The sequence below is a fragment of the Methanoculleus sp. UBA208 genome (genome assembly GCF_002498065.1).
Lineage (GTDB): Archaea > Halobacteriota > Methanomicrobia > Methanomicrobiales > Methanoculleaceae > Methanoculleus.
Genome location: NZ_DAFZ01000038.1, coordinates 1,120 through 21,430, shown reverse-complemented (window position 1 = coordinate 21,430; position 20,311 = coordinate 1,120). Strand labels below are relative to the sequence as shown.

16 protein-coding genes are annotated in these 20,311 nt (G+C 63.1%); 10 read left to right on the top strand and 6 right to left on the bottom strand.

The features are described from left to right. Both BRA62_RS03395 and BRA62_RS03390 read left to right on the top strand, forming a co-directional pair. Window positions 1-2,966, top strand: a 2,966-nt coding sequence (locus tag BRA62_RS03395; RefSeq protein WP_292364825.1) for a PAS domain S-box protein, incomplete at its 5' end; no start/stop codon positions are given. Window positions 2,967-3,272: 306 nt separating this feature from the next. After that, on the top strand, window positions 3,273-4,766 hold the full coding sequence (locus BRA62_RS03390; protein ID WP_292364823.1) for a DHA2 family efflux MFS transporter permease subunit: 1,494 nt from the start codon (window positions 3,273-3,275) through the stop codon (window positions 4,764-4,766). A gap of 64 nt (window positions 4,767-4,830) precedes the next feature. Here BRA62_RS03390 and BRA62_RS03385 read toward each other — a convergent pair whose 3' ends face one another. Further along, complete coding sequence (locus tag BRA62_RS03385) at window positions 4,831-6,393, bottom strand: PKD domain-containing protein (RefSeq protein WP_292364821.1); 1,563 nt, start codon at window positions 6,391-6,393, stop codon at window positions 4,831-4,833. 280 nt (window positions 6,394-6,673) lie between these two features. Next, window positions 6,674-8,164, bottom strand: a complete 1,491-nt coding sequence (locus BRA62_RS03380; protein ID WP_292364819.1) for a potassium/proton antiporter — start codon at window positions 8,162-8,164, stop codon at window positions 6,674-6,676. Between the two features lie 263 nt (window positions 8,165-8,427). Between BRA62_RS03380 and BRA62_RS03375 the strand changes: the two genes are divergently transcribed. Further along, window positions 8,428-9,513 carry an AI-2E family transporter gene (locus tag BRA62_RS03375; RefSeq protein ID WP_292364817.1) on the top strand — a complete coding sequence of 362 codons (1,086 nt, stop codon included), beginning with the start codon at window positions 8,428-8,430 and terminating at the stop codon, window positions 9,511-9,513. A gap of 88 nt (window positions 9,514-9,601) precedes the next feature. Beyond that, a complete protein-coding gene (locus BRA62_RS03370) occupies window positions 9,602-9,865 on the top strand; it encodes a hypothetical protein (protein ID WP_292364815.1) in 264 nt (87 codons plus the stop codon). Between the two features lie 124 nt (window positions 9,866-9,989). Here the strand turns inward: BRA62_RS03370 and BRA62_RS03365 are convergent, their stop codons facing one another. Together BRA62_RS03365 and BRA62_RS03360 are read right to left on the bottom strand one after the other, a co-directional pair. Then, a complete protein-coding gene (locus BRA62_RS03365; RefSeq protein ID WP_292364814.1) occupies window positions 9,990-10,391 on the bottom strand; it encodes a cupin domain-containing protein in 402 nt (133 codons plus the stop codon). Window positions 10,392-10,799: 408 nt separating this feature from the next. Beyond that, window positions 10,800-11,111 (bottom strand): ferritin family protein, encoded by a 312-nt coding sequence (locus tag BRA62_RS03360; protein ID WP_250988134.1) that lies wholly within the window; start codon window positions 11,109-11,111, stop codon window positions 10,800-10,802. Window positions 11,112-11,416: 305 nt separating this feature from the next. Here BRA62_RS03360 and BRA62_RS03355 point away from each other — a divergent pair, with 305 nt between their 5' ends. After that, entirely contained in the window at window positions 11,417-11,998 is a 582-nt protein-coding gene (locus tag BRA62_RS03355; RefSeq protein ID WP_292364811.1) for a DNA-3-methyladenine glycosylase, read from the top strand. On the opposite strand, the gene BRA62_RS03350 is transcribed toward BRA62_RS03355, so the two are convergent. Continuing rightward, window positions 11,931-12,875 carry an ATP-binding protein gene (locus BRA62_RS03350; RefSeq protein ID WP_292364810.1) on the bottom strand — a complete coding sequence of 315 codons (945 nt, stop codon included), beginning with the start codon at window positions 12,873-12,875 and terminating at the stop codon, window positions 11,931-11,933. The two genes, BRA62_RS03355 and BRA62_RS03350, sit on opposite strands and share 68 nt — an antisense overlap. 122 nt (window positions 12,876-12,997) lie before the next feature. On the opposite strand from BRA62_RS03350, the gene BRA62_RS03345 reads away from it, so the two are divergent. The 5 genes from BRA62_RS03345 to BRA62_RS03325 all read left to right on the top strand — a co-directional run bounded on the left by BRA62_RS03345 (window position 12,998) and on the right by BRA62_RS03325 (window position 19,452). Beyond that, a complete protein-coding gene (locus BRA62_RS03345) occupies window positions 12,998-14,293 on the top strand; it encodes a condensation protein (RefSeq protein WP_292364809.1) in 1,296 nt (431 codons plus the stop codon). Window positions 14,294-14,443: 150 nt separating this feature from the next. After that, window positions 14,444-15,769 (top strand): STAS domain-containing protein, encoded by a 1,326-nt coding sequence (locus tag BRA62_RS03340; RefSeq protein WP_331519442.1) that lies wholly within the window; start codon window positions 14,444-14,446, stop codon window positions 15,767-15,769. Window positions 15,770-15,804: 35 nt separating this feature from the next. Continuing rightward, window positions 15,805-17,721, top strand: a complete 1,917-nt coding sequence (locus BRA62_RS03335) for a PP2C family protein-serine/threonine phosphatase (protein WP_292364807.1) — start codon at window positions 15,805-15,807, stop codon at window positions 17,719-17,721. A 33-nt stretch (window positions 17,722-17,754) separates the two neighbouring features. After that, window positions 17,755-18,687 (top strand): metallophosphoesterase, encoded by a 933-nt coding sequence (locus BRA62_RS03330; protein ID WP_292364806.1) that lies wholly within the window; start codon window positions 17,755-17,757, stop codon window positions 18,685-18,687. Between the two features lie 51 nt (window positions 18,688-18,738). Further along, window positions 18,739-19,452 carry a DNA alkylation repair protein gene (locus BRA62_RS03325; RefSeq protein WP_292364804.1) on the top strand — a complete coding sequence of 238 codons (714 nt, stop codon included), beginning with the start codon at window positions 18,739-18,741 and terminating at the stop codon, window positions 19,450-19,452. Window positions 19,453-19,465: 13 nt separating this feature from the next. Here BRA62_RS03325 and BRA62_RS03320 read toward each other — a convergent pair whose 3' ends face one another. Beyond that, a complete protein-coding gene (locus BRA62_RS03320) occupies window positions 19,466-19,894 on the bottom strand; it encodes a pyridoxamine 5'-phosphate oxidase family protein (protein ID WP_292364802.1) in 429 nt (142 codons plus the stop codon). Window positions 19,895-20,311: the final 417 nt, after the last annotated feature.

Here is a 20,311-nt window from a genome sequence, read left to right as displayed (position 1 = left end):
AGAGGGTTTCAACAGAGCCGGTGGTCGAGGACAACCCGGCAGACCTGGAACTGATACGGGAACTGCTCGCAGATTCCCCGGGGCTCGACATTGAGATCGAATCCGCACAGTATCTCTCGTCCGCGCTCTCCATCCTGCACGAGGGAGGAATCGATCTCATCCTCCTCGACCTGAACCTCCCGGACAGCCGCGGTATCGATACGGTCGGGACCGTGGGGAGACACGCACCGGACGTCCCCATCGTGGTCCTGACCGGGCTTGACGACGAAGAGACCGGCCTTGCGGCACTCCAGGAAGGGGCGCAGGACTATCTCGTGAAGGGCCGGCTGACGGGTTCGTCGTTCGTGCGATCGATACGCTATGCGCGGGAGCGTAAACGCATCGAACGGGAACTGGTCCGCAAGAACAGGGAACTCAACGATGCCTACGAAGACCTGACGACGGTAGAGGAGGAACTGCGACAGAACCTGGACGAACTGGGGAAGAGCGAACGTTCTCTGCGCGAGACGACCCAGCACCTGGAGAACCTGATCGCGTACGCCAACGCGCCCATCATCGTCTGGGACGCAGACCTCAGGATCACCAGGTTCAACAGCGCCTTCGAGCGGCTGACGGGCCGGACCGCGGGCGAGGTCGTCGGCCAGTCGCCGGAGATCCTCTTCCCCGAAGCCAGGCGGGAAGAACTGATGAATCTCATCCGGAAGACAACCGCCGGGGAGCGGTGGGAGACCGTCGAGATCCCCATACTCACGGCGGACGGCAAGATCAGGACCGTCCTGTGGAACTCCGCCGCCGTGTACGGGGACGATCGGAAAACGGTCTCGTCGGTCATCGCCCAGGGCCAGGACATCACCGAACGCAAACAGGCCGAAGAGGCGCTGCAGAGAGCGCACGACGAACTGGAGACGCGCGTTCTGGAGCGCACCCTCAAACTCCGGGAGGCGAACGAAGCCCTGCAGGCGGAGATCGCCGAGCGAGCCCGGGCGGAGGAGGCGGTGAGAACAGAGCGGCAACGTCTTTACGACGTCCTGGAGACGCTGCCGGCGTACGTGGTGCTGCTCTCGCCGGACTATCATGTGCCTTTCGCAAACCGTTTCTTCCGGGAGCGGTTCGGCGAGTCCGGCGGCCGGCGCTGCTATGAGTACCTCTTCGGACTCACGGAGCCCTGCGAGAACTGCGAGTCCTACCGCGTCATGAAGACGAAGGCGCCCCACCACTGGGAGTGGACCGGGCCGGACGGCCACGATTACGATATCTTCGACTTCCCCTTCACCGAAGCGGACGGTTCGCTCCATATCCTGGAGGTGGGTATCGACATAACCAAGCGCAAGCGGGCCGAGGAAGCGCTGCAGAAGTTGAACGAGACGCTCGAGGAGCGCGTTATCGAACGCACGGACGAACTGCGCAAAGCCAATGCCGTCCTCAACGCCATCTGCGAGAATACGCCGGCACCTATCTACGCTGTAGACCGCCGGAACCGGTTCGTTATGTGCAACCCTGCCGTGCTCCGGATGATGGGCTGGCCGGCCAGCGAAGTGCTCGGCAGAACGGCAATCGAACTCCTCGGCGAGGAAGTCGGCGGGCCTGTCGTTGCCAACGAGCGGCGCGTTATGGAGACCGGGACCACCGAGACCTTCGAAGAAGCGGCCGGCGACAGAACATTCTATCTCACGAAGACACCCCTGCGGGACGCGCAGGGAGACATCACCGGAGCCATCGCCGTCGGAACAGAGATTACGGAGATGAAGCGGGCGGAAGCGCAGAAGCAGAAACTCCTGGAACAGCTGCAGCAGTTCGCCGAAGAGATGGAGGCCCAGAACGAAGAACTGCAGTGCACCACCGAGCAACTCCAGGAGAAGAGCAACGAACTGGCGCATCTCAACCGGGTCCTGCAGGAGAGCGAGGTGCATTTCCGTTCTCTCATCGAGAACGCGTCCGATATCATCATCCTTCTCGACACGAACGGGTGCATCACCTATACGAGCCCCTCGGTGAAGCGGATCGGGGGCTACGACCCCGACGGCCTCATCGGCACGAACGTGCTCGACCTCACGCATCCGGACGATGTGCCGGCGGTGCTGGAGGCGATGAGAACCGGGACGGGCCAGCCATCGGCGAGACTCACCTTCGAGATCAGGGTCCGGGACTCTGCAGGGCGGTGGATATACCTCGACGTTACCGGTGCGAACCTGCTCCGGGAGGGGAGCGCCCGGGGGTTCATCGTGAACGCACGCGACGTCACCGATCGAAAACAGGCCGAGGAGGAGCGAAGTCGGCTGATCGCAAGCCTCGAGGAGGCGCACCGGGAGGCAAACCTGTATCTCGACATCATGACGCACGATATCAGAAACGCGAACAACGTCTCCGGCATCTACGCCGATCTCATGCTCGACCTGCTCGAGGGGCCCGAGAAGGCCTACGCTCAAAAACTCCACGACAGCATCGCGCGAAGCACCGAGATCCTCATGAACGTGGCGACGTTCCGGCGGATCCATACGGAATCAGCGGATTTTGCGCCGGTGAGTCTCAACGCGGTCATAGAAGAGGAGATTGGAAATTTCCGCGGAGCATCGATACGGCAGGAAGTTCCCCCGCTCGATGTCCTGGCGGACAACCTCCTCTCCACGGTCTTTACGAACCTCATCGGCAACAGCGTCAAGTTCGGCGGACCTGACGTGGAGATCGTCGTCCGGGCGGAAGAGCGGGACGGCGAGGTGCTGATCTCGGTGGAGGACGACGGACCCGGCGTGCCGGACGATACGAAGGAGAAGCTCTTCCACCGGTTCGAGCGGGGGAAGGCCCGGGGGAAGGGCGACGGGCTCGGGCTCTTCATCTGCAGGACGCTCACCGAGCGCTACGGAGGAAAGATCTGGATCGAGGACCGCGTGCCCGGCCGGCCGGAAGAAGGGGCGGCATTCAGGTTCACGCTCAAACCGGCAAAGCGGGAGCGAGACCCCTGCTCGTGAGCGCGGAATCTCCGCGCTCACGGAAAGGTAACCACCTACGCCGGCCGCCTTCGGCATCTCTGCCCTCACGCTGCTTGCAGGGCCGGTCATGGGAGGAGTAATCCCAACAGGTCGCCTCTTCCCCCCGTACATGCCATAACGTACCTCGCCGTCTTCCTGTCCCCGTGCTCCGCTCACTTCAGCGAAATACCGGCATGCAACCGCGTATCTCCGTACACACGATCCTCCCGCCACCATCCTGAAATCAGGGATCTCCGGCGCGTCCGTTCCAAAAAATCTTAACCCTATCAGCAGGCAGATTTCCATATGCATTCACCGGACGGCAACGCCTCGCAGCAGCGATACTCACTGCTCATGGTCTCGGTCGCTCTCGCGATGTTCATGACGTCGCTTGACGGGACGATCGTGAACATCGCTCTTCCCACGATCTCGACGATCTTCGACCTCCCCTCGACGACGGTCAGCTGGGTTGCAACGGCATACCTGCTGGTGCTGACGGGCTGTGTCCTCGTTTTTGGCAAGGTTGCCGACAGGATCGGTTTCAAGACCGTATTTCTCGCCGGGTTCGGTGTATTCACGGCAGGCTCGTTCTTCTGTGGTTTCTTCCCGGAGGTATTCGACTCGTTCGGGACGCTGATCGCTTCAAGGGTGCTCCAGGCGATCGGCGGGGCGATGATCGCCGCCATCGCCCCGGCCCTGGTCGCGGCGTTCCTCCCGATGAAGATGAAGGGAAAGGCGATGGGGGTCGTGACCACGTTCGCGGCGTTCGGGACCGCGGCCGGCCCGATCCTCGGGGGCGTCCTGACGCAGTACCTCTCCTGGAACTGGATCTTCTACATCAACGTCCCGGTGGGCTTCGCGGCCATCCTGCTCGGCTCCTACGCGATACCGGCGGGCCGGACGGCAACCGGCACGCCCTCGCCGTTCGACCGGCTCGGGGCGGTTCTGATCTTCGTCGGGCTCGGGTCCCTGATCTACGCCGTCAGCGAAGGGTCTGCGCTCGGCTGGACCAGTCCGGCGATTCTTTCGGCACTCGCGGCTGCAGGCGTCGCGCTCGGGTATCTCGTCCTCCACGAGCAGAAGACGGCCGACCCGCTGCTCGACTTCCGGCTCTTTGCGAACAGGAACTTCCTCTACGTCAACCTCATGCTCGCCCTCTCCTACTTCCTCTTCGGCGGCGTCAACTACCTCCTCCCGTTCTTCCTCGAACTGGTGAAGGGCTTTGACCCGTCGACCTCCGGGCTCGTCCTCACCGCGCTCTCGTTCGCCATGATGGCGAGCGGTTTCCTCTCCGGCATGCTGATCAACAGCATCGGGAACAGGAGGCTCTGTATTGCCGGCGCGCTCGCAGTCTCCGCCGGATACCTGATGTTCCACCTCTTCTCGGCAGAGAGCACGATATACTACATCAGCGGCGCACTCGCCGCCGTGGGGTTCGGTCTCGGCCTCATGCTCTCGCCAGGCACGAACATGGTGATGAACATGGCCCCCCGCGACCGGCACGGCATGGTCTCAAGCCTCATCTCCGTGGAGCGTACCGGCCCGATAACCCTCGGCATCTCCTTCATCAGCATGCTCTTCATCCAGGCGATGCTCACGGTCGCGTCGCACCGCCACGTAACGACGTCCTCTCCGGCGGATATCAGGATAGACGTGCTTGCCGCGGGGTTCGACCTGGTCTTCGTCGCCGTCTTCGCGGTCTCGCTCGCCGTCGTCGCCCTCGCGTGCTTAAGCAGGGACGAGGTTCACGCCGACAACCTCGGAGAAGAGACCATCGAGGCTGCGGTCGTCGGGGTGTGACCCCGCGTATCACCAGAAGAAAGGGGCGGGGAGATTCGCCTCCCCGCCGCTTTTTGCAGGCGTATCAGAAGACCACGAAGGCCTGGCTTGTTGCCTGGCACGTGTTCCCGTCGTCGAGCGTCACGACCAGCGTGACCGTATACGTCCCTTCCGACGCGTAATCGTGGGTGACGTCCTGGCCGCTGGCGGTTGTCCCGTCACCGAAGTTCCAGGCCCAGTCGGTCACGGAGCAGTCGCCCTGGATATCGACCTCGCCGTGGAACGAGTTCCCGTCTGTCGTAATGCTTGCCGAGCAGGAGCAGGGCTCCGGAGGAACAACCACCGTGACATCCGTCGTTGCCTGGCAGGTGCTGCCGTCGTCAAGCGTTACGGTCAGCGTAACCGTGTAGGTTCCCGCCGCGGCGTAGGCGTGGCTCGCGGTCTCGCCCTCACCGGTCGCCCCGTCGCCGAAGTCCCAGGCCCACGTCTGGACGTTGCAGTCCCCGTCGACCGTAGCCGAACCGGTAAAGGCAACCGGCTGCTCAGGGTCGGCCTGGTCGCGGTCTTTCGCGATGCTTGCCGTGCAGGAGCAGTTCTCCTGGGGAGGCAGCGAGACGGTGACGTCCCTTGAGGTGTTGCACGCCCCACCGTCGTCGAGGGTCACGTTCAGGCTGACCGTGTAGGTTCCTTCCGCGGTGTAGGCGTGGCTGGCGGTCTCGCCTTCGCCGGTCGCCCCGTCACCGAAGTCCCAGGCCCATGCCTGGATGGCGCAGTCCCCGGAGACCGTTGTCTCGTCAGTGAAATCAACCGTCTCGTTGACGCCGGGGCTCTGCGGGTCCCAGGTGAAATCCGCCGTGCAGGAACAGTTGTCCGGGGGAAGCGGCGAGACAGTGACGTCCCTCGATGTGTTGCACACCGTACCGTCGTCGAGGGTCACGTTCAGCCTGACCGCGTAGGTTCCCGGCTGAGCGTACGCATGATTGGGGTTCTGCTCCGGAGAAGTCCCGTTGTCGCCGAAGTCCCAGGCCCATGCCTCGATCCCGCAATCCCCCGAGATCGTGGTATTCCCGGTGAAGTTAACCGTAGTGTTGACGCCGGGGTTCTGCGGGTTCCAGGTGAAGTTCGCCGTGCAGGAGCAGTTGCCGGGCCCAGGTGTCGGGGTGGGGGTCGAAGTAGGTGTTGGGGTGGAGACCGGCGGACAGACCACTCCCGCGGGACAGCCGGGCCGTCCTTCGTCGGGGCCCGTGCAGACCTGGTAGGCAGCATCTTCGCCGTGGAGTTTGAGGAGAACGAGGTCCCACGCTCCGGTTGAGTTGTCGTACCAGGCAACCAGGTCGCAGGATATTGTTGGGTTCATCTGGTCATAGGAGTCGTTCGTGAGCTGGTACTCCCTGCCCGAGGTATGGTTGAACAGGAAGATGTCCCAGTTGCCGTTTCTATAATCGCTATAGACGATCCGATTGCCGGATATGTCTGCATGTGAGAGGTTATTCGGGAAAACTTCAAGCGCTCTGCTGAGACCGGGCATGCCCGGCTCGCCGCTCGTGAAGGTTCCAGCCTGAGGAGCTGCGGTGGCGATCACGGCAATCGAGATGACCGCCACAACGAAAACTATCAGATAGGTTACAGGTACTCGGGGTTCTCTCATACAATCCCCGCGTGGAGTAAACGCCACATTATATTTAAATGCTATTATAAAAGTGGACATATCTGGTTGCACCCGGACGGATCCCGGTGAAGATCACGGGCAACTCGAAGCCGGAAAAGGCTCGTGGCAGGCCGGATCGCTCCGGGGGTGCCGTGAGATAGCTACGGTGCCAGGGCCGCCCCGGCCGTGCTTTCCGGGGGAATTCCACTACGGAAAGGGTGCCGTGCAGGGGAGAGGATTTTACCCTGTCCCGAACACAGGACGGCGCTATGTTCGTGCATCACGTTTCTGCGGCGGCGTTCCCCGGCCGTTCCCCGCTGATGAGGGTAGCGCGGACCGTTTCCGCCAGGTCGTCCGTCGTCAGGAGGAGGAGCGTATCCCCGGCCTCGATGACGGTGCTGCCGCCCGGGACGAAGCGTTCGTCCCCTTTCTGCATCAGGATGATGAGGGCGCCTTTCGGCAGCCCGAGGTCGACGACCTGCCTGCCCACCGCCGGGGCGTCCGATGGGATGACCAGCTCGAGCAGCTCGCTCGGGGTATCGGGGTCCACCTCGAACTCACGGGAGAGTCCATGCGCCTCCTCGAGCGGAGCGGCAAGATCGAGCCAGCGTGCGACGGAGGGGATCGATGTCCCGTGAACCAGCGCCGAGACAAGAACGATGAAGAAGACCATATTGAAGATCGTCTCCGCATTAGGCACTCCCGCAACGAGAGGGTAGGTCGCGAGGATGATCGGGACGGCACCCCGCAGCCCCACCCAGGAGACCAGGACCTTCTCGTTCACCGGCATCTTCCAGGGCAGAAGCGTGAGCAGGACGGCAACCGGCCGTGCAATCAGGATCAGGAAGATGGCGGCAAGAAGGCCGGGAACAACCGCCGTTGCGAGCGCCGAAGGGAAGACAAGAAGGCCGAGCGCAAGGAACATCACGATCTGCATCAGCCACGCGATCCCGTCGTGGAACCGGATCAGGCTCTTTTTGTGGAGGACGACGCTGTTGCCCATGACAAGCCCGGCAATATAGACCGCAATGAACCCGCTTCCTCCAAGAGTGGCGGTCAGCCCGTAGGTCATCAGCACCATGGCGAGGGTGAGCACCGGGTACAGCCCCTCGGATTCCAGTTTGAGGCGGTTAATGAGAAAAACGATGGCCCCGCCCATTCCGTAGCCGAGCAGGCCTCCGACTGCCATCTGCTGCACGAACATCGGGACGAGAGCGAAGATCGATGAAGCCGGGGTGAGGATCAGGGCGATGATGCCGGTGGTGAGGAGGACCGCCATGGGGTCGTTGCTCCCCGACTCGAACTCGAGGAACGGCCGCAGGTTCCCCTGAAGCCGGGCCTTCGCCGTTCGGAGAACAGAGAAGACCGCCGCCGCATCGGTGGACGAGACGACCGCGCCGAGGAGAAGGCCCGTTATTGGGGGGAACCCAAGGACCAGGACCGCGAACGCGCCGAGCAGGGCTGCGGTCAGGACAACACCGATCGTCGAGAGGGCGATACCCGGCCAGAGAACAGGCTGGATCTGCTCCCACCGGGTGTCCAGGCCGCCGGAGAAGAGGATATACGCAAGGGCAATGACCCCGATGACCTGCGCAATCGCCGGATCGTCGAACGGAATGCCGCCCGGGCCCTCGGAACCGGCCAGCATACCGACGGCGAGGAAGATGAGAAGCGCGGGGACACCGAGCCGCTCCGAGAACCTGTTTGCAACGATGCTGATCAGGAAGAGCACCGCTATGCCGACAAGCACGAGGTCGAGGGTGAGAATCATCTGTGGATACGGATCACGCTTGCGGTGTCTTAATGTTGACTCCCCCGATCCTTCCGGCAGACATCCTCCCGACGCCGGAGACGGGACCGGCCGCGGCATGCGGGCAGGCGAGGAGGGGTGCGTCACCGGGCCCTGTCCCGGCACACGGTACAGGGGGCGCGGCGACGGGTGCTAAACGCGGTGGTTGCCTGATCCGTCGGTCTCCCCGCCTCCGGCGCATTTCGCGGCATTAATATAGTTGCCATCAAAACACGTCACTCAGGATGACAGAAACCCCAGCTTTTCCCCGGTCCGCGGGCACCGTGCTCCTTCTGACGGCAGCAGTATTCCTCATAATCGGGATCCAGGCGATTGCGTATATCATCACCATCATCGTCGTATCGTTGATCCTCGCCATGATCGTTTATCCCGCGGCGAAAGCACTCCGCTCCAGGGGTCTGCCGGAACTCGCCGCCGTCGGTGTGGTCGCCGTCATCGCCTGCCTTGCAGTCCTGCTGATCTGCTACCTCGTCTTCTTCTCGTTCGAAAGTTTGATCTCGGATCTCCCCCTCTACCAGCGGGAGTTGACCGCCAGGCTATCGGAGATCGTCGCACTCCTGGATAGATACGGGATCGATACGGGCTCATTCTCTCCTTCTTCGGTCAACCTGCAGGGGTTCGCCGGATTCCTCTCTTCGTCCGCCATAAGCATCGCGGACCTCCTCCTCTACCTCTTCTTCATAGCGGTGACGACGATCTTCATGCTCCTTGAGGCACCGCGGATGCCCGAGCGCATACAGAAAGTGACGAACAGATCCGAGAGTGTCGAGGGATTCTCCCGCATGAGCAGGTTTTTGATCGACTTCGTCATCGTCAGGACCGAGGCAAACCTCGTCCACGGTTTCCTCTTCGGCACGTTCCTCTGGGTCACGGGGGTGCACGCGGCCGCACTCTGGGGAGTGCTGACGTTTCTGCTCTCGTACATCCCCTACATAGGCCTGATCGTCGCGGCACTCCCGGCGATCTTCTTTGCATGGCTGCAGTTCGGGATCTGGGGCGCGATCGCGGTGATTGCAGCCGTCGCGATCCTGAATGCGCTGGTGGAGAACCCGATCTTCGCTCACTTCGCATCGAGGCGTTTCGATATCCCCGCCCTCGTGGTCATTCTCTCCGTCATCTTCTGGGGATGGGCGCTCGGCGTTGCCGGGATGATCTTTGCCGTCCCGCTCACCCTCATCGTCCTGATGGTCGTCCAGTTCAGCGACGACTGGGCCTGGGTGAACACGATCCTTGGCGTCGACCACCTCTTTACGGGAGAGCAGACGCCTTCGGCGGAGAGCGGGGAACCCGAGGCTCCGCCGGTGAGGTAGGGGGGCGGCCCGGGCATCCATGCGTTGCGGCACGATAGTGCCGGAAGGTTGATGCCCTCCTCACGCTTCATCTTTACCGGGACAGACAATGTTGCACACACGTGAACTCGTCAAAAAGATCTGGGACGCACAGGGCTACGGGAACCTCGCCGTCTGGGGAGACGGAGCGACCGCCGTCATTGCCCCGGGCGAGAACCCGGAGAGGGGAGGAAAGGCACCGCTCGCGATCTTCAAGCCCATCCCCCTCGTGGGAGGATTTCCGATGCTGGACTTCGCCACCCACGACGCCGGTCTGCTGGAGCACATCGAGACGACGATCCGCGAGGCGGGCGGCGAGATCGAACGGGACTGAAGGGATCTCACCGTCCAGGGCGGGTGCCTGCGGTATAAGGCGCAACGACTGGAAAACGATCCCCCGCGACACGACTCAGACAGCAGCGGTCAAAAAAGGACTTTTTAAGTGGTTCGAGGAAGAGTTACTCCGTCGTCTTCCCGTCGAAGTGCTCTTCGTGAGCCATGGCCTCTTCGCGGGTCTTTGCAACGACCTTGTCCTGGTGCTCCGGCGGCGAGTAGATCGTGTAGAGTTTGAGGTCGGCGGTCTTTGAGGTGTTTATCACGTTGTGGTTCGCACCGTTCGGCACGATCACGGCGCTGCCGTCCTTGACGGCGTGCTCAACGCCGTCGATCACGACAACCCCTTCACCTTCCTCGAACCGGAAGAACTGGTCGACGTCGTCGTGTACTTCCGCGCCGATCTCTTCGCCGGGCTTCAGCCGCATCAGCACGAGCTGGCTGAAATTGCTCGTATAGAGGACCCTGCGGAAATCGGTGTTCTTTACCGTCTCAGTCTCGATATCGGTTACAAATCCTTTCTTCATATCCAAAACCTACCTGTTATAGGGGCTGATTAGTGGGTAGTGTTGACGATTCAATGTGAAGCGCCGCAAGTATTTATCTTTTAGGTCACTGCAGAGAAGCCGGGGGGAATTGTCCAGAGGGCGATTCCCGGCGGGCAGCACGGCTCCTCCTATGTGACGAAGTGCCCGCCTTAAACCCAATCGCAGTCGAGCGAGTTCGCGAGGTCCAGGAAGATCCTGCCGAAGGCAATGATCCAGACGGAGACCTCGATGGACCCGGGAACCGGGACGATGGGGTACCTTCATCCGCATATCTCGGACGCCAGAGAGCCCTGTTGACCGATGTTATGGGATACTGCAGCAGAATACGCAGGAAAAAAGTTGAAGGGATGCGCGGATCACCCGGACGATTACGATGCCCGCCGGTGTCTACGCCTTTGCCCGGAGTTTCTCGATCTCCTCTTCGACCTCTTCCGCACCCCTCTGGTAGAACTCCTTCTCCCGGGGGTCCAGTTCGATGAGCAGGCGATAGAACTCGCCGACGTGTACCTTCTCCTCATCTGCGATATCCCGCAGAACCTCGCGGGCCAGTTCATTGTCGGTTGCGTCGGCCATCTGGTTGTAGAGTTGAATGGCTTCGAACTCAGCTGCGATTGTATAGCGCACGGCGCGGATAAGTTCGTTGTGGCTCATCATACGGTCGATATTATTGCCGGCAAACGGTTGTGCAAATTCAGGCATGCAGTTACCTCACGAGAGTCGTTCCGGCCGCTGTAGCGAGGCCGGCAATGACTGGTTTGCCCATCAAGGATATATGCAAGCTGGTTCCGGCCTGCGGCGTGAGGAGAGAGAAGGTCCGGACCCTGCCGACATGGCCGGCGGCACGATCTCACGGACAAGGAGCCCGGCGCGGACTTGCGCGTACGCATCCAGGGTTGTGGGGGCCGCAGGGACACCCCCGGAAGCACCCATTCAGTGAGCAGCCTCTTCCGTCCGGAACCTTGATGGCCAGGCGGGAGAGACCCTGAAGAGGACCCGGGACCGCCATGATCCTTTCGCCTGCATTCTACGAACGCGACACCGTGACCGTCGCAAAGGACCTGCTGGGATGCCTGCTCGTGCACCGGGAGGAGGAAACAACGGCAGGCTGGATCGTCGAGGTCGAGGCCTACCTCCGGGGGGACCCGGCGGCCCACTCGTACCGGGGAGAGACGAAGCGGAACAGCGTCATGTTCGGCCCGCCGGGCCATGCCTACGTCTACCTGATCTACGGCCTGCACACCTGCGTCAACGTCGTGACCGGGGCAGGGGAGGCGATCCTGATCCGGGCTCTCGAGCCGGGTATCGGGCTCGAACTCATGCAGGCGCGGCGGGGAATGAGCGACCCTGTCTCGCTCGCGAGCGGGCCAGGGAAACTGACGCAGGCGCTCGGAATCACCATGGACCAGAACGGGACCTCCCTTTACGACGGCCCCCTTCAGGTCCGGTCGCCCGACAGCCTGCCCGGCCGCCGGCCGGAAGGATTTCCCGGGGAGATCGTGCAGACGACCCGGATCGGGATCACGAAGGCGGTGGACCTCCCCCTCCGGTTTTACCTGAAGGGGAGCCGGTACGTCTCGCGGCGGTAAGGCCGGAACCGTGGCCGGGACCCATCCCGGAACCCCGTCGCCGGACCGTCCCCTCCCCCTCCTCCGCAACCCGCCCGCTGATCAGGATGGTGTGCTCCTTCACCGGGATCTCCTTTTCCGAGCGTTTCAGGGCCTGGTCCACGACATACCGCACCCCGCTGCAGCAGGGCACTTCCATGTGAAGGACCGTGATCGACCGGATCGTGTGTCGCGAGAAGATCTCCGCGAGTTTCGTGACGTATCCCTCGACGTCCGAATCCAGTTTCGGGCAGAAGAAGATCACGATCTTATCGCGCAGAAAGTCACGGTGGAAATCCGCGTATGCAAAGGGAACGCAGTCCCCGGAGATGAGGAGATCAGCGTCGTCGAAGTACGAGGCTGCGGGGTTCAGGAGTTTCAACTGGATCGGCCACTGCCTCAGCTCCGACTCTATCCGTCCGGCACGCTCCCTCTCAGCAGTCTCCCCTCGCGGAAGACTCCTCGCGGCGGAGCCCGGGCACGCCGCACCGCCGCCCGCGGTGTCGTGCCGGGGAACCGGGATCCCGTTCGCGGTCAGGTAGTCGACGGCCTCGCGGTACAACCCCTCCTCCCCATGGCCGAGAAGGTGCTCGAGGTGCGCCCTGATTACCCCTTCTCCCTGGGGCACAATCTTTGCCATCACGGCCTTCTCGTCGTACGGCCCGGCCTCCCGCTCGACGACGCAGATCGCCCCCTCCGGGCATGTCCCGATACAGGCACCGAGCCCGTCGCAGAAGAGGTCGCTCACGAGCCTTGCCTTCCCGTCGATGATCTGGAGCGCTCCTTCCGGGCAGTCGGGTATGCAGAGCCCGCACCCGGTACATTTCTCCTCGTCAATGTCGATGATCTTTCGCTTCATCGGGACTTCCCTCAGTTATCTCCTGACCGTTTACGCCCAAAAACGTTTGTAGTCAGGCGGCGGTTGCGGGGACGACGATGAACGCGAAAGCAGTTATCCCTGAAACAATAAATGCGTAAACTATGTCCCCCTCCCCGGTCCGCCGTCCCGCACCCGCCTTCGACGTCTTCAACGTCTATTTCGAACGGATCTACGACCCGACGATGCACGTCGTCTTCGCGCTCGACGGCGAAGTCGACGCCGGGGCCATGAGGGAGGCGACGAAGAGGCTGATCGGTTCCGACCCCTATCTCCGGTCGAGGTTTGCGGAGGTTGACGGCCGGGCCGTCTGGGAGGAGAGCCCGGCAGAGCAGTGGAAGGAGGCTTTCGTCCTCGTCCCGGCCAGGCAGGTTGAGAACCTGCCCCCGGCGCTCGACGTCCGCTCCGGGCCGCAGGTGCGGGTCGGCCTCTACCGGAGAGGGGGAGGGGACCTCCTGGCCGTAACCTGCCACCACGGCTTCTGCGACGCCACCGGCGCCCTCTCCCTTGCCCGGGACCTCTTTGCGGCCTACCGGCGGATTGTGGACGACCCCGGTTTCCGGCCGGCCCCCCGCGCCCCTTACAAGCGGAGCACGGACAGAGTCCTTGTGCTCTACTCCGACGAAGAGCGGCAGCAGGCGCTCGCCGAGGAGGAGCCCTTCGTCGACCGGTGGCGCTTCCCGGTCGAGCGGACCGGAAGGGGGACGCCCCGGGTGGCCTCCCGGACGCTCCCGCCCGAGCGGCTCGGGCGCATAAAAGCATTCGGCAGAGGGTACGGGGCCACGGTGAACGACGTCCTGATCGGTGCGTTCTTCCTTGCGTTCCAGAAGATCCGGGACGACCCCTCCGACCGGGGAGCGCCCCGGTCACTCCTGACCTCGGCCGATCTGCGGAGGAGGTACCCCGGCCTCTACGAGGACTCTCCGCTCACGAACCTCTCCATCGCCTATGAGATCACCCTCTCTGCCGGGGAGGGGGCCCGGCTCGAGGATGTTATCGGCCGGGTGACGGCGATAACGGCCCGCCGGAAGAGAGGAAGCCTCGGGCTCGCGGCCATCCTCTTCTACGAGGAGATCATGACGGGCGGGATGCCGGCAGTGCGAGCGTTCTTCGACGATATGATCGAACGGTACGGGGCGTCCGGGCTGAAGAACCCGGTCTTCTCCAACCTCGGGGTATTCGACCCCGGCGACTTCCTCCCCATCCCCGGCAATGACGGGACGGAACTCGATCTCCAGGACGTCCGGTATCTCCCCTGCGTCTGCTGGCCGTACAGCTTTTTGACGATCGCTTCCACCTTACGCGGCCGCCTGACGATCGCGACAGCGTATGAGGATGGTCCCTACTCGACGGCCGTCGTGGAGCGGTTCCTTGAGTACGTGGACGGGTATCTTCCGTAAGGTCTTCTGCACCGGGCGGGGCCATGGGCGGCAAATACCTCACACGAGAGACCGGCGATTCGTGCAATAATTCCGCGATTCGCCGGGTATCCGGTGATCGACACATGGTGTGTCGAAATCGAATAAAAATCCTTTTCTTGCGGCCGGTGAATGAATTACTGTGGTTTCATGGACTGTAAGGCGACGCGAGAGGGAAATGTCATAGTGGTATCCGCAGTCGGGAGGCTGGACGGATTCGGTGCGGAGAAAGTCAACGGTCTGCTGCGCTCTTACATGCATGAAAATGATAGGGGGGTCGTCGTCGACATGGCCGGCGTGGACTTCATGAGCTCGGCGGGACTGCGGTTCTTCCAGACGCTCTATGCGACCATGAGGGAGCGGAACGGTCGGGTTGCCGTTGCCGGCCTCAGCGGCTACCCCCGCAAAATATTCTCGATGGGCGGGTTTTTGAGGGTCATCGAGGAATTCCCCGATGCCGGTGCGGCGCTCGCGGCTCTCCGGCCGGCCGGCGCCGAAGGGGATGAGAAGACCGTTGCCTTTACCGGGCGGGGAGGAGAAGGTGCGGCTCTCCGGTACGCAGGCAGCCTCCGGGCAGTCCATCTCGGGCCGTTCGCGAAAGAGGATATCACCGCGGTTCCCGCACCCGCCGGCGAATATATGGTCGGTATCGGGGCAGCCGCCCCGAGTCTCGAAGCAGCCGCACCGCTCGTCGGCGAAATGCTCGGTATCCGCGGCACCGTCTATACCCTGACGGCGGATGGAAACGAGACACCGGACTACCTCCTCCCCGGTCACCTCGAGGGCGGCGGCATCACGCTCGCAAGCGCTTTTCATGCCGCTCTTGACGGCGGGTTCTCCGCACAAATCACCATCGCGGCGGACGGCCCGGAAGGAATCGCGGTGCAGGATATCATCGAGAAGGCTGCCGGTTACCTGAGCGGGAACCACCCGGATTACACCGGCGTCTTTTCGTTCCTCCTGCGGGGAACCATCCGGGGCATCTGCAGTGCGGACATTAGATCCTCGCTTCTTGCGGCCCACCGCGCCGCCGCCGATACAGAGAACCGGCAGCCGTCCGGCGGGATGCATTCGATGTACTTCGGGAGGAGGCCCGGCGCCCTCGTAGCCGACGACGCCACCGCCACAGAGATCGAGCCGAGGTACGACGGGGAGACGCTCATCGCGTTCGGCTACGCCATCGACCTCGAACGGGCGGGATCGGCGGTCGATCCCGCACTCCTCGAACCGCTCTACTACACGCGGCCCGGCGCTCCGGCGGCCCCCTTCTTCATCTACGCGACGGGAGCGGTGTACACCGGGGCTCCTTACGTGGGGCCGGGCGTCCTCGAAGAAGGGATCGCGACCACGCTCGATACGGGGAAGTTCGTCGCGCTCCACCACCTTCTCCCCATCTCGAAACTCCGGAACGCCACGCTAGGGATTGCACCGGTCACCCGGCTTGACCGAACCGCCTGACCGGGCAGAGCGGTCCAAGCACCGGACGAGGGGCGATGAAATCTGCAGACGACCTGAACGGGGGCGCCGAAAACCCCGGCCGCTCGATCCAGGTCATTCTTGCGGCCTCCACCGCCCTCATCATCGTCGTCGTCATCGTTCTCGCGCTGACGGTCTCGTACCTGCAGGCAAGCGAGGATGCCGCCCGGGAGTATGACGCCCTCCGGTGGTACACCGAAGAGAACGGCGTCGCATCCGTCCGGCTCGTCGATAAGGGGCTCGGTCTCATCGACGACGATCTCACGCCCGCCATGAAGGAGGGGCTCCTGGAGTTTTCCCGCGTGTACAGCGCGGCGGGCAACGACCCCTCCGCCATCGATCTGGATGCTCTCAAGGATGAACTCGCACCCGGGTTTCCGGGCGAGGTGGACCTCTACGTGATCGACGCCGACGGCATCATCCGTTATTCTACCGTCCCGGACGTGCTGGGGGTTGATTTCCGCCAGTACCCGGCGTTTTATACCCGGCTGACCGAGGTCCGCGAAGGGGACGCGTTTGCCGCCGACCGTGTCGTCCGCTCGATCGAGGACCATAGCGACCTGAACGTATCGGGGAGGCTGCGGAAGTTTGCCTACCTCCCGTCGCCCGATCACCGGTTCGTCCTTGAACTCGGGATCGATACTCCCGAGTTCTCCGACGTCCGTTCACAGTTCTCCTACACCGATGTCGTTCGCATCCTGATGCAGAACAACCCGGATCTCGCCGGCGTCAGGATCGCCGATACCTACGGCAACATCGTCGCCGGAAACGATACCGGCGAGATTGTGGGCGCCGCGATCATGAGCGTCCTTGAGAACCGCACCTCAGCGACGTTCGAGAATCAGGGAGACCGTACGACGAGCCGGCTGGCCTTCATCGATCTTCGTGACCCGGAGACGGTGACCGACGGCAGCATGGTGCTGGAACTGGTCTTCGACCGCTCCCGGCTCGATGCCGTCAGGGATCGCCTGCTCGCCACCTACCTCCTCATCGGGCTTGCCGCCGCCCTGGTTGGGATCGGCCTCGCTTTCGGCCTTTCGCGCTACATCGGCACCGCCGTCGGAGCCGTCATCGACGATGCCGACCGCATCGCCGGAGGAGACCTCGACCACACCATACGGGGGATGAACACGGCGGAGTTCGTCCGGCTGGAGCGGAGCATCAACCGGATGGTGCAGCGAATCCGGCACTACAGCGAGGAGATCGAGCGCAAGGAGTCCGAACTCCGGATCGCCGCCGAGATCCAGACATCGTTTTTGCCCCGCACGACCCCGGAGATCCGGGGGTGCGAGATCGCCGCGTTCACCCTCCCGGCGAAAGAGGTCGGAGGGGACTTTTACGATTTCGTCGACCTGGACGAGGGGCGGTACGCCCTCGTCATCGCCGACGTGGCCGGGAAGGGCGTGCCGGCCGCGCTCTACATGGCGCTCTCCCGGACGACCGTGCGCACCGTCGCCCGCGGGTGTCACGCCGCCTCGGAGACCGTCCGCCGTTCGAACGACACCATCATCGAAGATGCGGGCAGTGTCAGTTTCGTCACCCTCCTGTATGCGGTCTTCGACGAGGCACGCACCCTCACCTACGTCAACGCCGGCCACAACCCGCCCGTCCTCCGGCGGCGTGACGGAACGACGGAGGCCCTGGAGCCTACAGGACCGGTGATCGGGTTCCTCGAGGGCGTGGAGTTCGAGGAGGTCACGATCACGCTTTGTCCCGGCGACCTCCTCGTCTTCTACACCGACGGCGTGACCGAGGCGGAGAACGGGGAGGGGGCGATGTTCGGCGAAGAGCGACTCCGCGCCGTCATCGATGCCGCGGCCGGCCGCTCCGCCACTGAGGTCGCGGAAGCGATCCGGGATGCCGTCGCCACGTTTGCCGGCGACGCTCCGCAGTTCGACGATATCACGGCCGTTGTGCTGCGGATCACCGGTTAAAGCCTGAACGGCCGGAGAGCGCCGCACCTATCGATGGCGTGCCCGACCGCGAGACCTATCACCCCCGGCGCCCAACTCCGGGCCATGCCCGCGACGAGGATACTCGCGTTCAGCGCTCTCTCCTGGGGGACAAGGGAGCGGGATGCGCCCGGCGACGGACGGGTCGACAAAACCTCGTTCCTACGCCTGGTCGAGGAGACTGACCCGGGGATCGTCGTCTTCGCCGGGGATGCCGCCAACGACCGGTGCTCGCGGTCGGGGCTCGACGAGACGGATCTCTTCCTCGGACTCCTTGGAGAGCTAGCAGCGGCGGGCCGGCACTGCGTCGTCGTGGAGGGGAACAACGACGACACCTTCGGGACTTACCTCCGCATCCGGGAGGCAGCGGAAGCGAATCCTTACATCCACGAAATCACGGGGGAGGCGCGGGTCGTCTGCGGCATACGCTTCCTCGGCGTTCCGACCGGGAAGGAGAGGAGGATGGCAAAATCGGCCCGTGAGGAAGTCGATATCGTCGTGGCCCACGCCCCTCTCGCGAACCGGGTCTGGCTCTTTGACCTTCCCGCGGCCTGCATCCTCACCGGCCACTACGGGATGATGGCAGGCGTAGTCGCCGGGAAGGCCTACCTCTCCCTCGACTGCTCCCCGGCCTCCTGGGCGGTTATCGACTGGGACGAGGGATGGCGGCGGATCGAGTACGCCGCCGGGACGTGCCGGATCGAGATGCGCCCGGAGGAGGGGATCGCCGCTACCGGCTGCGATGCGGCCGAACTCCGGGATCTGACGGAGGGACGGGGAGAGATCCCGTACCGCGAGGAGGTCGAGGCGTTGCGGGGGGCGAAGAGCGAGGTTGCCGCAGTCGGGCGGGAGGAGGTCTTCAAGCGCCTGCTCGGGATGGGGATAAAAATGACGCATATTGAGCGGTATCTCGGCAGTCGGGGGTTAACGGATCGCCGGGCACGGTAGCAGAGCCCGCCTGCCGCATCGCTTATCTCTCAGTGCTTCGTACATCTGCATATGGACACGGTCGTCGAAGCGATACGGCAGGAGTTCGCGGCGCAGGCGGACCCCGAAATCCGCGAGAAAAGCCAACGGTTCTTCAAGGAGGAGGTCCGGTGCTACGGGATGAAGACTGCAACCGCAATCTCGATTGCAAAGAAGTACTGGAAGGAGGTCAAATCACGCGAGAAGCAGGAGATCTTTTCGCTCTGCGAGGAACTCTATTCGTCGGGGATGATGGAAGAAGCATTCGTCGTCTCCGCGTGGGCCCCGCGGCTCGCCGACCGCTACGAGCCCGACGATATTGCCGTCTTCCGGCACTGGATCGAGACCTACATCACCAACTGGGCCACCTGTGACGGTCTCTGCAACCATGCCGTCGGGGACTTCATCGTGCGGTACCCGGAAGAGATCGAGGAGTTGAAGCGCTGGACGCAGTCCGAGAACCGCTGGATGCGGCGGGCGGCGGCGGTCTCGCTGATCGTGCCGGCGAAGCGCGGGGAGTTCCTCGCCGAGGCCTTTGAGATCGCCGACCTCCTCCTGACCGACACGGACGACCTGGTGCAGAAAGGCTACGGGTGGCTCCTAAAGGAGGCGAGCAGAAAGCACACGGACGAGGTCTTCTCCTACGTCATGGCGAAGAAGAAGGATATGCCCCGGACGGCGCTCCGCTACGCGATCGAGCTGATGCCGAAGGACCTGAAGGCAGAGGCGATGAAGAAAGATTGGTGAGGGGTGGCGGGGTTCAGAACCTGACCCGGGGCGCCTCGGCTTCCCGCATGTTCTGTTCCAGCGTCCAGAAGTACGCCTCGCCGTGCGCCACGCGGAAGACGGCGAGCTTCGGGTCGTCCGCACCGGAGACCCCGATCTGGAGGAGCCACGGCCGCTCTTTGACAAGCCGCTCTTTTAAGGCCGCGTCATCGAGGAACTCGACCGCTCCCGCGACCCGCATCATCGTTCCTCTACCCTCGGGCGAGTAGAAACAGAGCTCGACCTTCGGGTTCTTCGTAAGCTGCTGCCAGACGGCCTTCGGGGTCCCGGTGTGATAGTAGAACCCGGTCGCATCGGCAAACCACATGGCAAACGCCCGGACCCGGGGCTGGTCGCCGTCCATCGTCGCGATGTAGGTCACGGGGTTTTCGTTTGCGAATTTCACGCAGTCGGAAAAGTCCATTCTCCTTCCTCATCCATCAATACGGAGAGGAAGTAAAAATTGTTTCCGGGCCGCCTCAGGGGGAATCCGGCAGAAACACCTCGTCGAGCCGGGGCCTGCGCTCCCCAACGATCCCATACACACAGTGTGGGTCCGCTATCTCCGCAGAATGGCCTCACTTATCCGAAAAAACACAAAGGCCATCCCTAAATGCCTCTTCCGGGAGGGGGCATCCCTTCGCACCTGACGGTGCTCAAGCTCCCTTCGGTCGCACCTCCCCGGACCCTCGAAGAACTTCGTTCTTCTCATGCTCCGGACGTTGTCCGTCGCACTCCCCCGCGTGGCGATAAACGATGCGTACCCGAAGATGTGACGTTCCTCCGGAACGGAACTTGAGCACCGTAAGGTGTGGGGGCAGGCGGAGTTCGAGCACCGGAG

Coding starts and splice junctions, on each gene's coding strand:
- BRA62_RS03320 (WP_292364802.1), bottom strand. CDS start 19,894: ATGGACTTTTCCGACTGCGTGAAATTCGCAAACGAAAACCCCGTGACC.
- BRA62_RS03375 (WP_292364817.1), top strand. CDS start 8,428: ATGACAGAAACCCCAGCTTTTCCCCGGTCCGCGGGCACCGTGCTCCTT.
- BRA62_RS03380 (WP_292364819.1), bottom strand. CDS start 8,164: ATGATTCTCACCCTCGACCTCGTGCTTGTCGGCATAGCGGTGCTCTTC.
- BRA62_RS03330 (WP_292364806.1), top strand. CDS start 17,755: ATGGCGTGCCCGACCGCGAGACCTATCACCCCCGGCGCCCAACTCCGG.
- BRA62_RS03345 (WP_292364809.1), top strand. CDS start 12,998: ATGTCCCCCTCCCCGGTCCGCCGTCCCGCACCCGCCTTCGACGTCTTC.
- BRA62_RS03390 (WP_292364823.1), top strand. CDS start 3,273: ATGCATTCACCGGACGGCAACGCCTCGCAGCAGCGATACTCACTGCTC.
- BRA62_RS03325 (WP_292364804.1), top strand. CDS start 18,739: ATGGACACGGTCGTCGAAGCGATACGGCAGGAGTTCGCGGCGCAGGCG.
- BRA62_RS03350 (WP_292364810.1), bottom strand. CDS start 12,875: ATGAAGCGAAAGATCATCGACATTGACGAGGAGAAATGTACCGGGTGC.
- BRA62_RS03360 (WP_250988134.1), bottom strand. CDS start 11,111: ATGCCTGAATTTGCACAACCGTTTGCCGGCAATAATATCGACCGTATG.
- BRA62_RS03385 (WP_292364821.1), bottom strand. CDS start 6,393: ATGAGAGAACCCCGAGTACCTGTAACCTATCTGATAGTTTTCGTTGTG.
- BRA62_RS03370 (WP_292364815.1), top strand. CDS start 9,602: ATGTTGCACACACGTGAACTCGTCAAAAAGATCTGGGACGCACAGGGC.
- BRA62_RS03365 (WP_292364814.1), bottom strand. CDS start 10,391: ATGAAGAAAGGATTTGTAACCGATATCGAGACTGAGACGGTAAAGAAC.
- BRA62_RS03340 (WP_331519442.1), top strand. CDS start 14,444: ATGAATTACTGTGGTTTCATGGACTGTAAGGCGACGCGAGAGGGAAAT.
- BRA62_RS03335 (WP_292364807.1), top strand. CDS start 15,805: ATGAAATCTGCAGACGACCTGAACGGGGGCGCCGAAAACCCCGGCCGC.
- BRA62_RS03355 (WP_292364811.1), top strand. CDS start 11,417: ATGATCCTTTCGCCTGCATTCTACGAACGCGACACCGTGACCGTCGCA.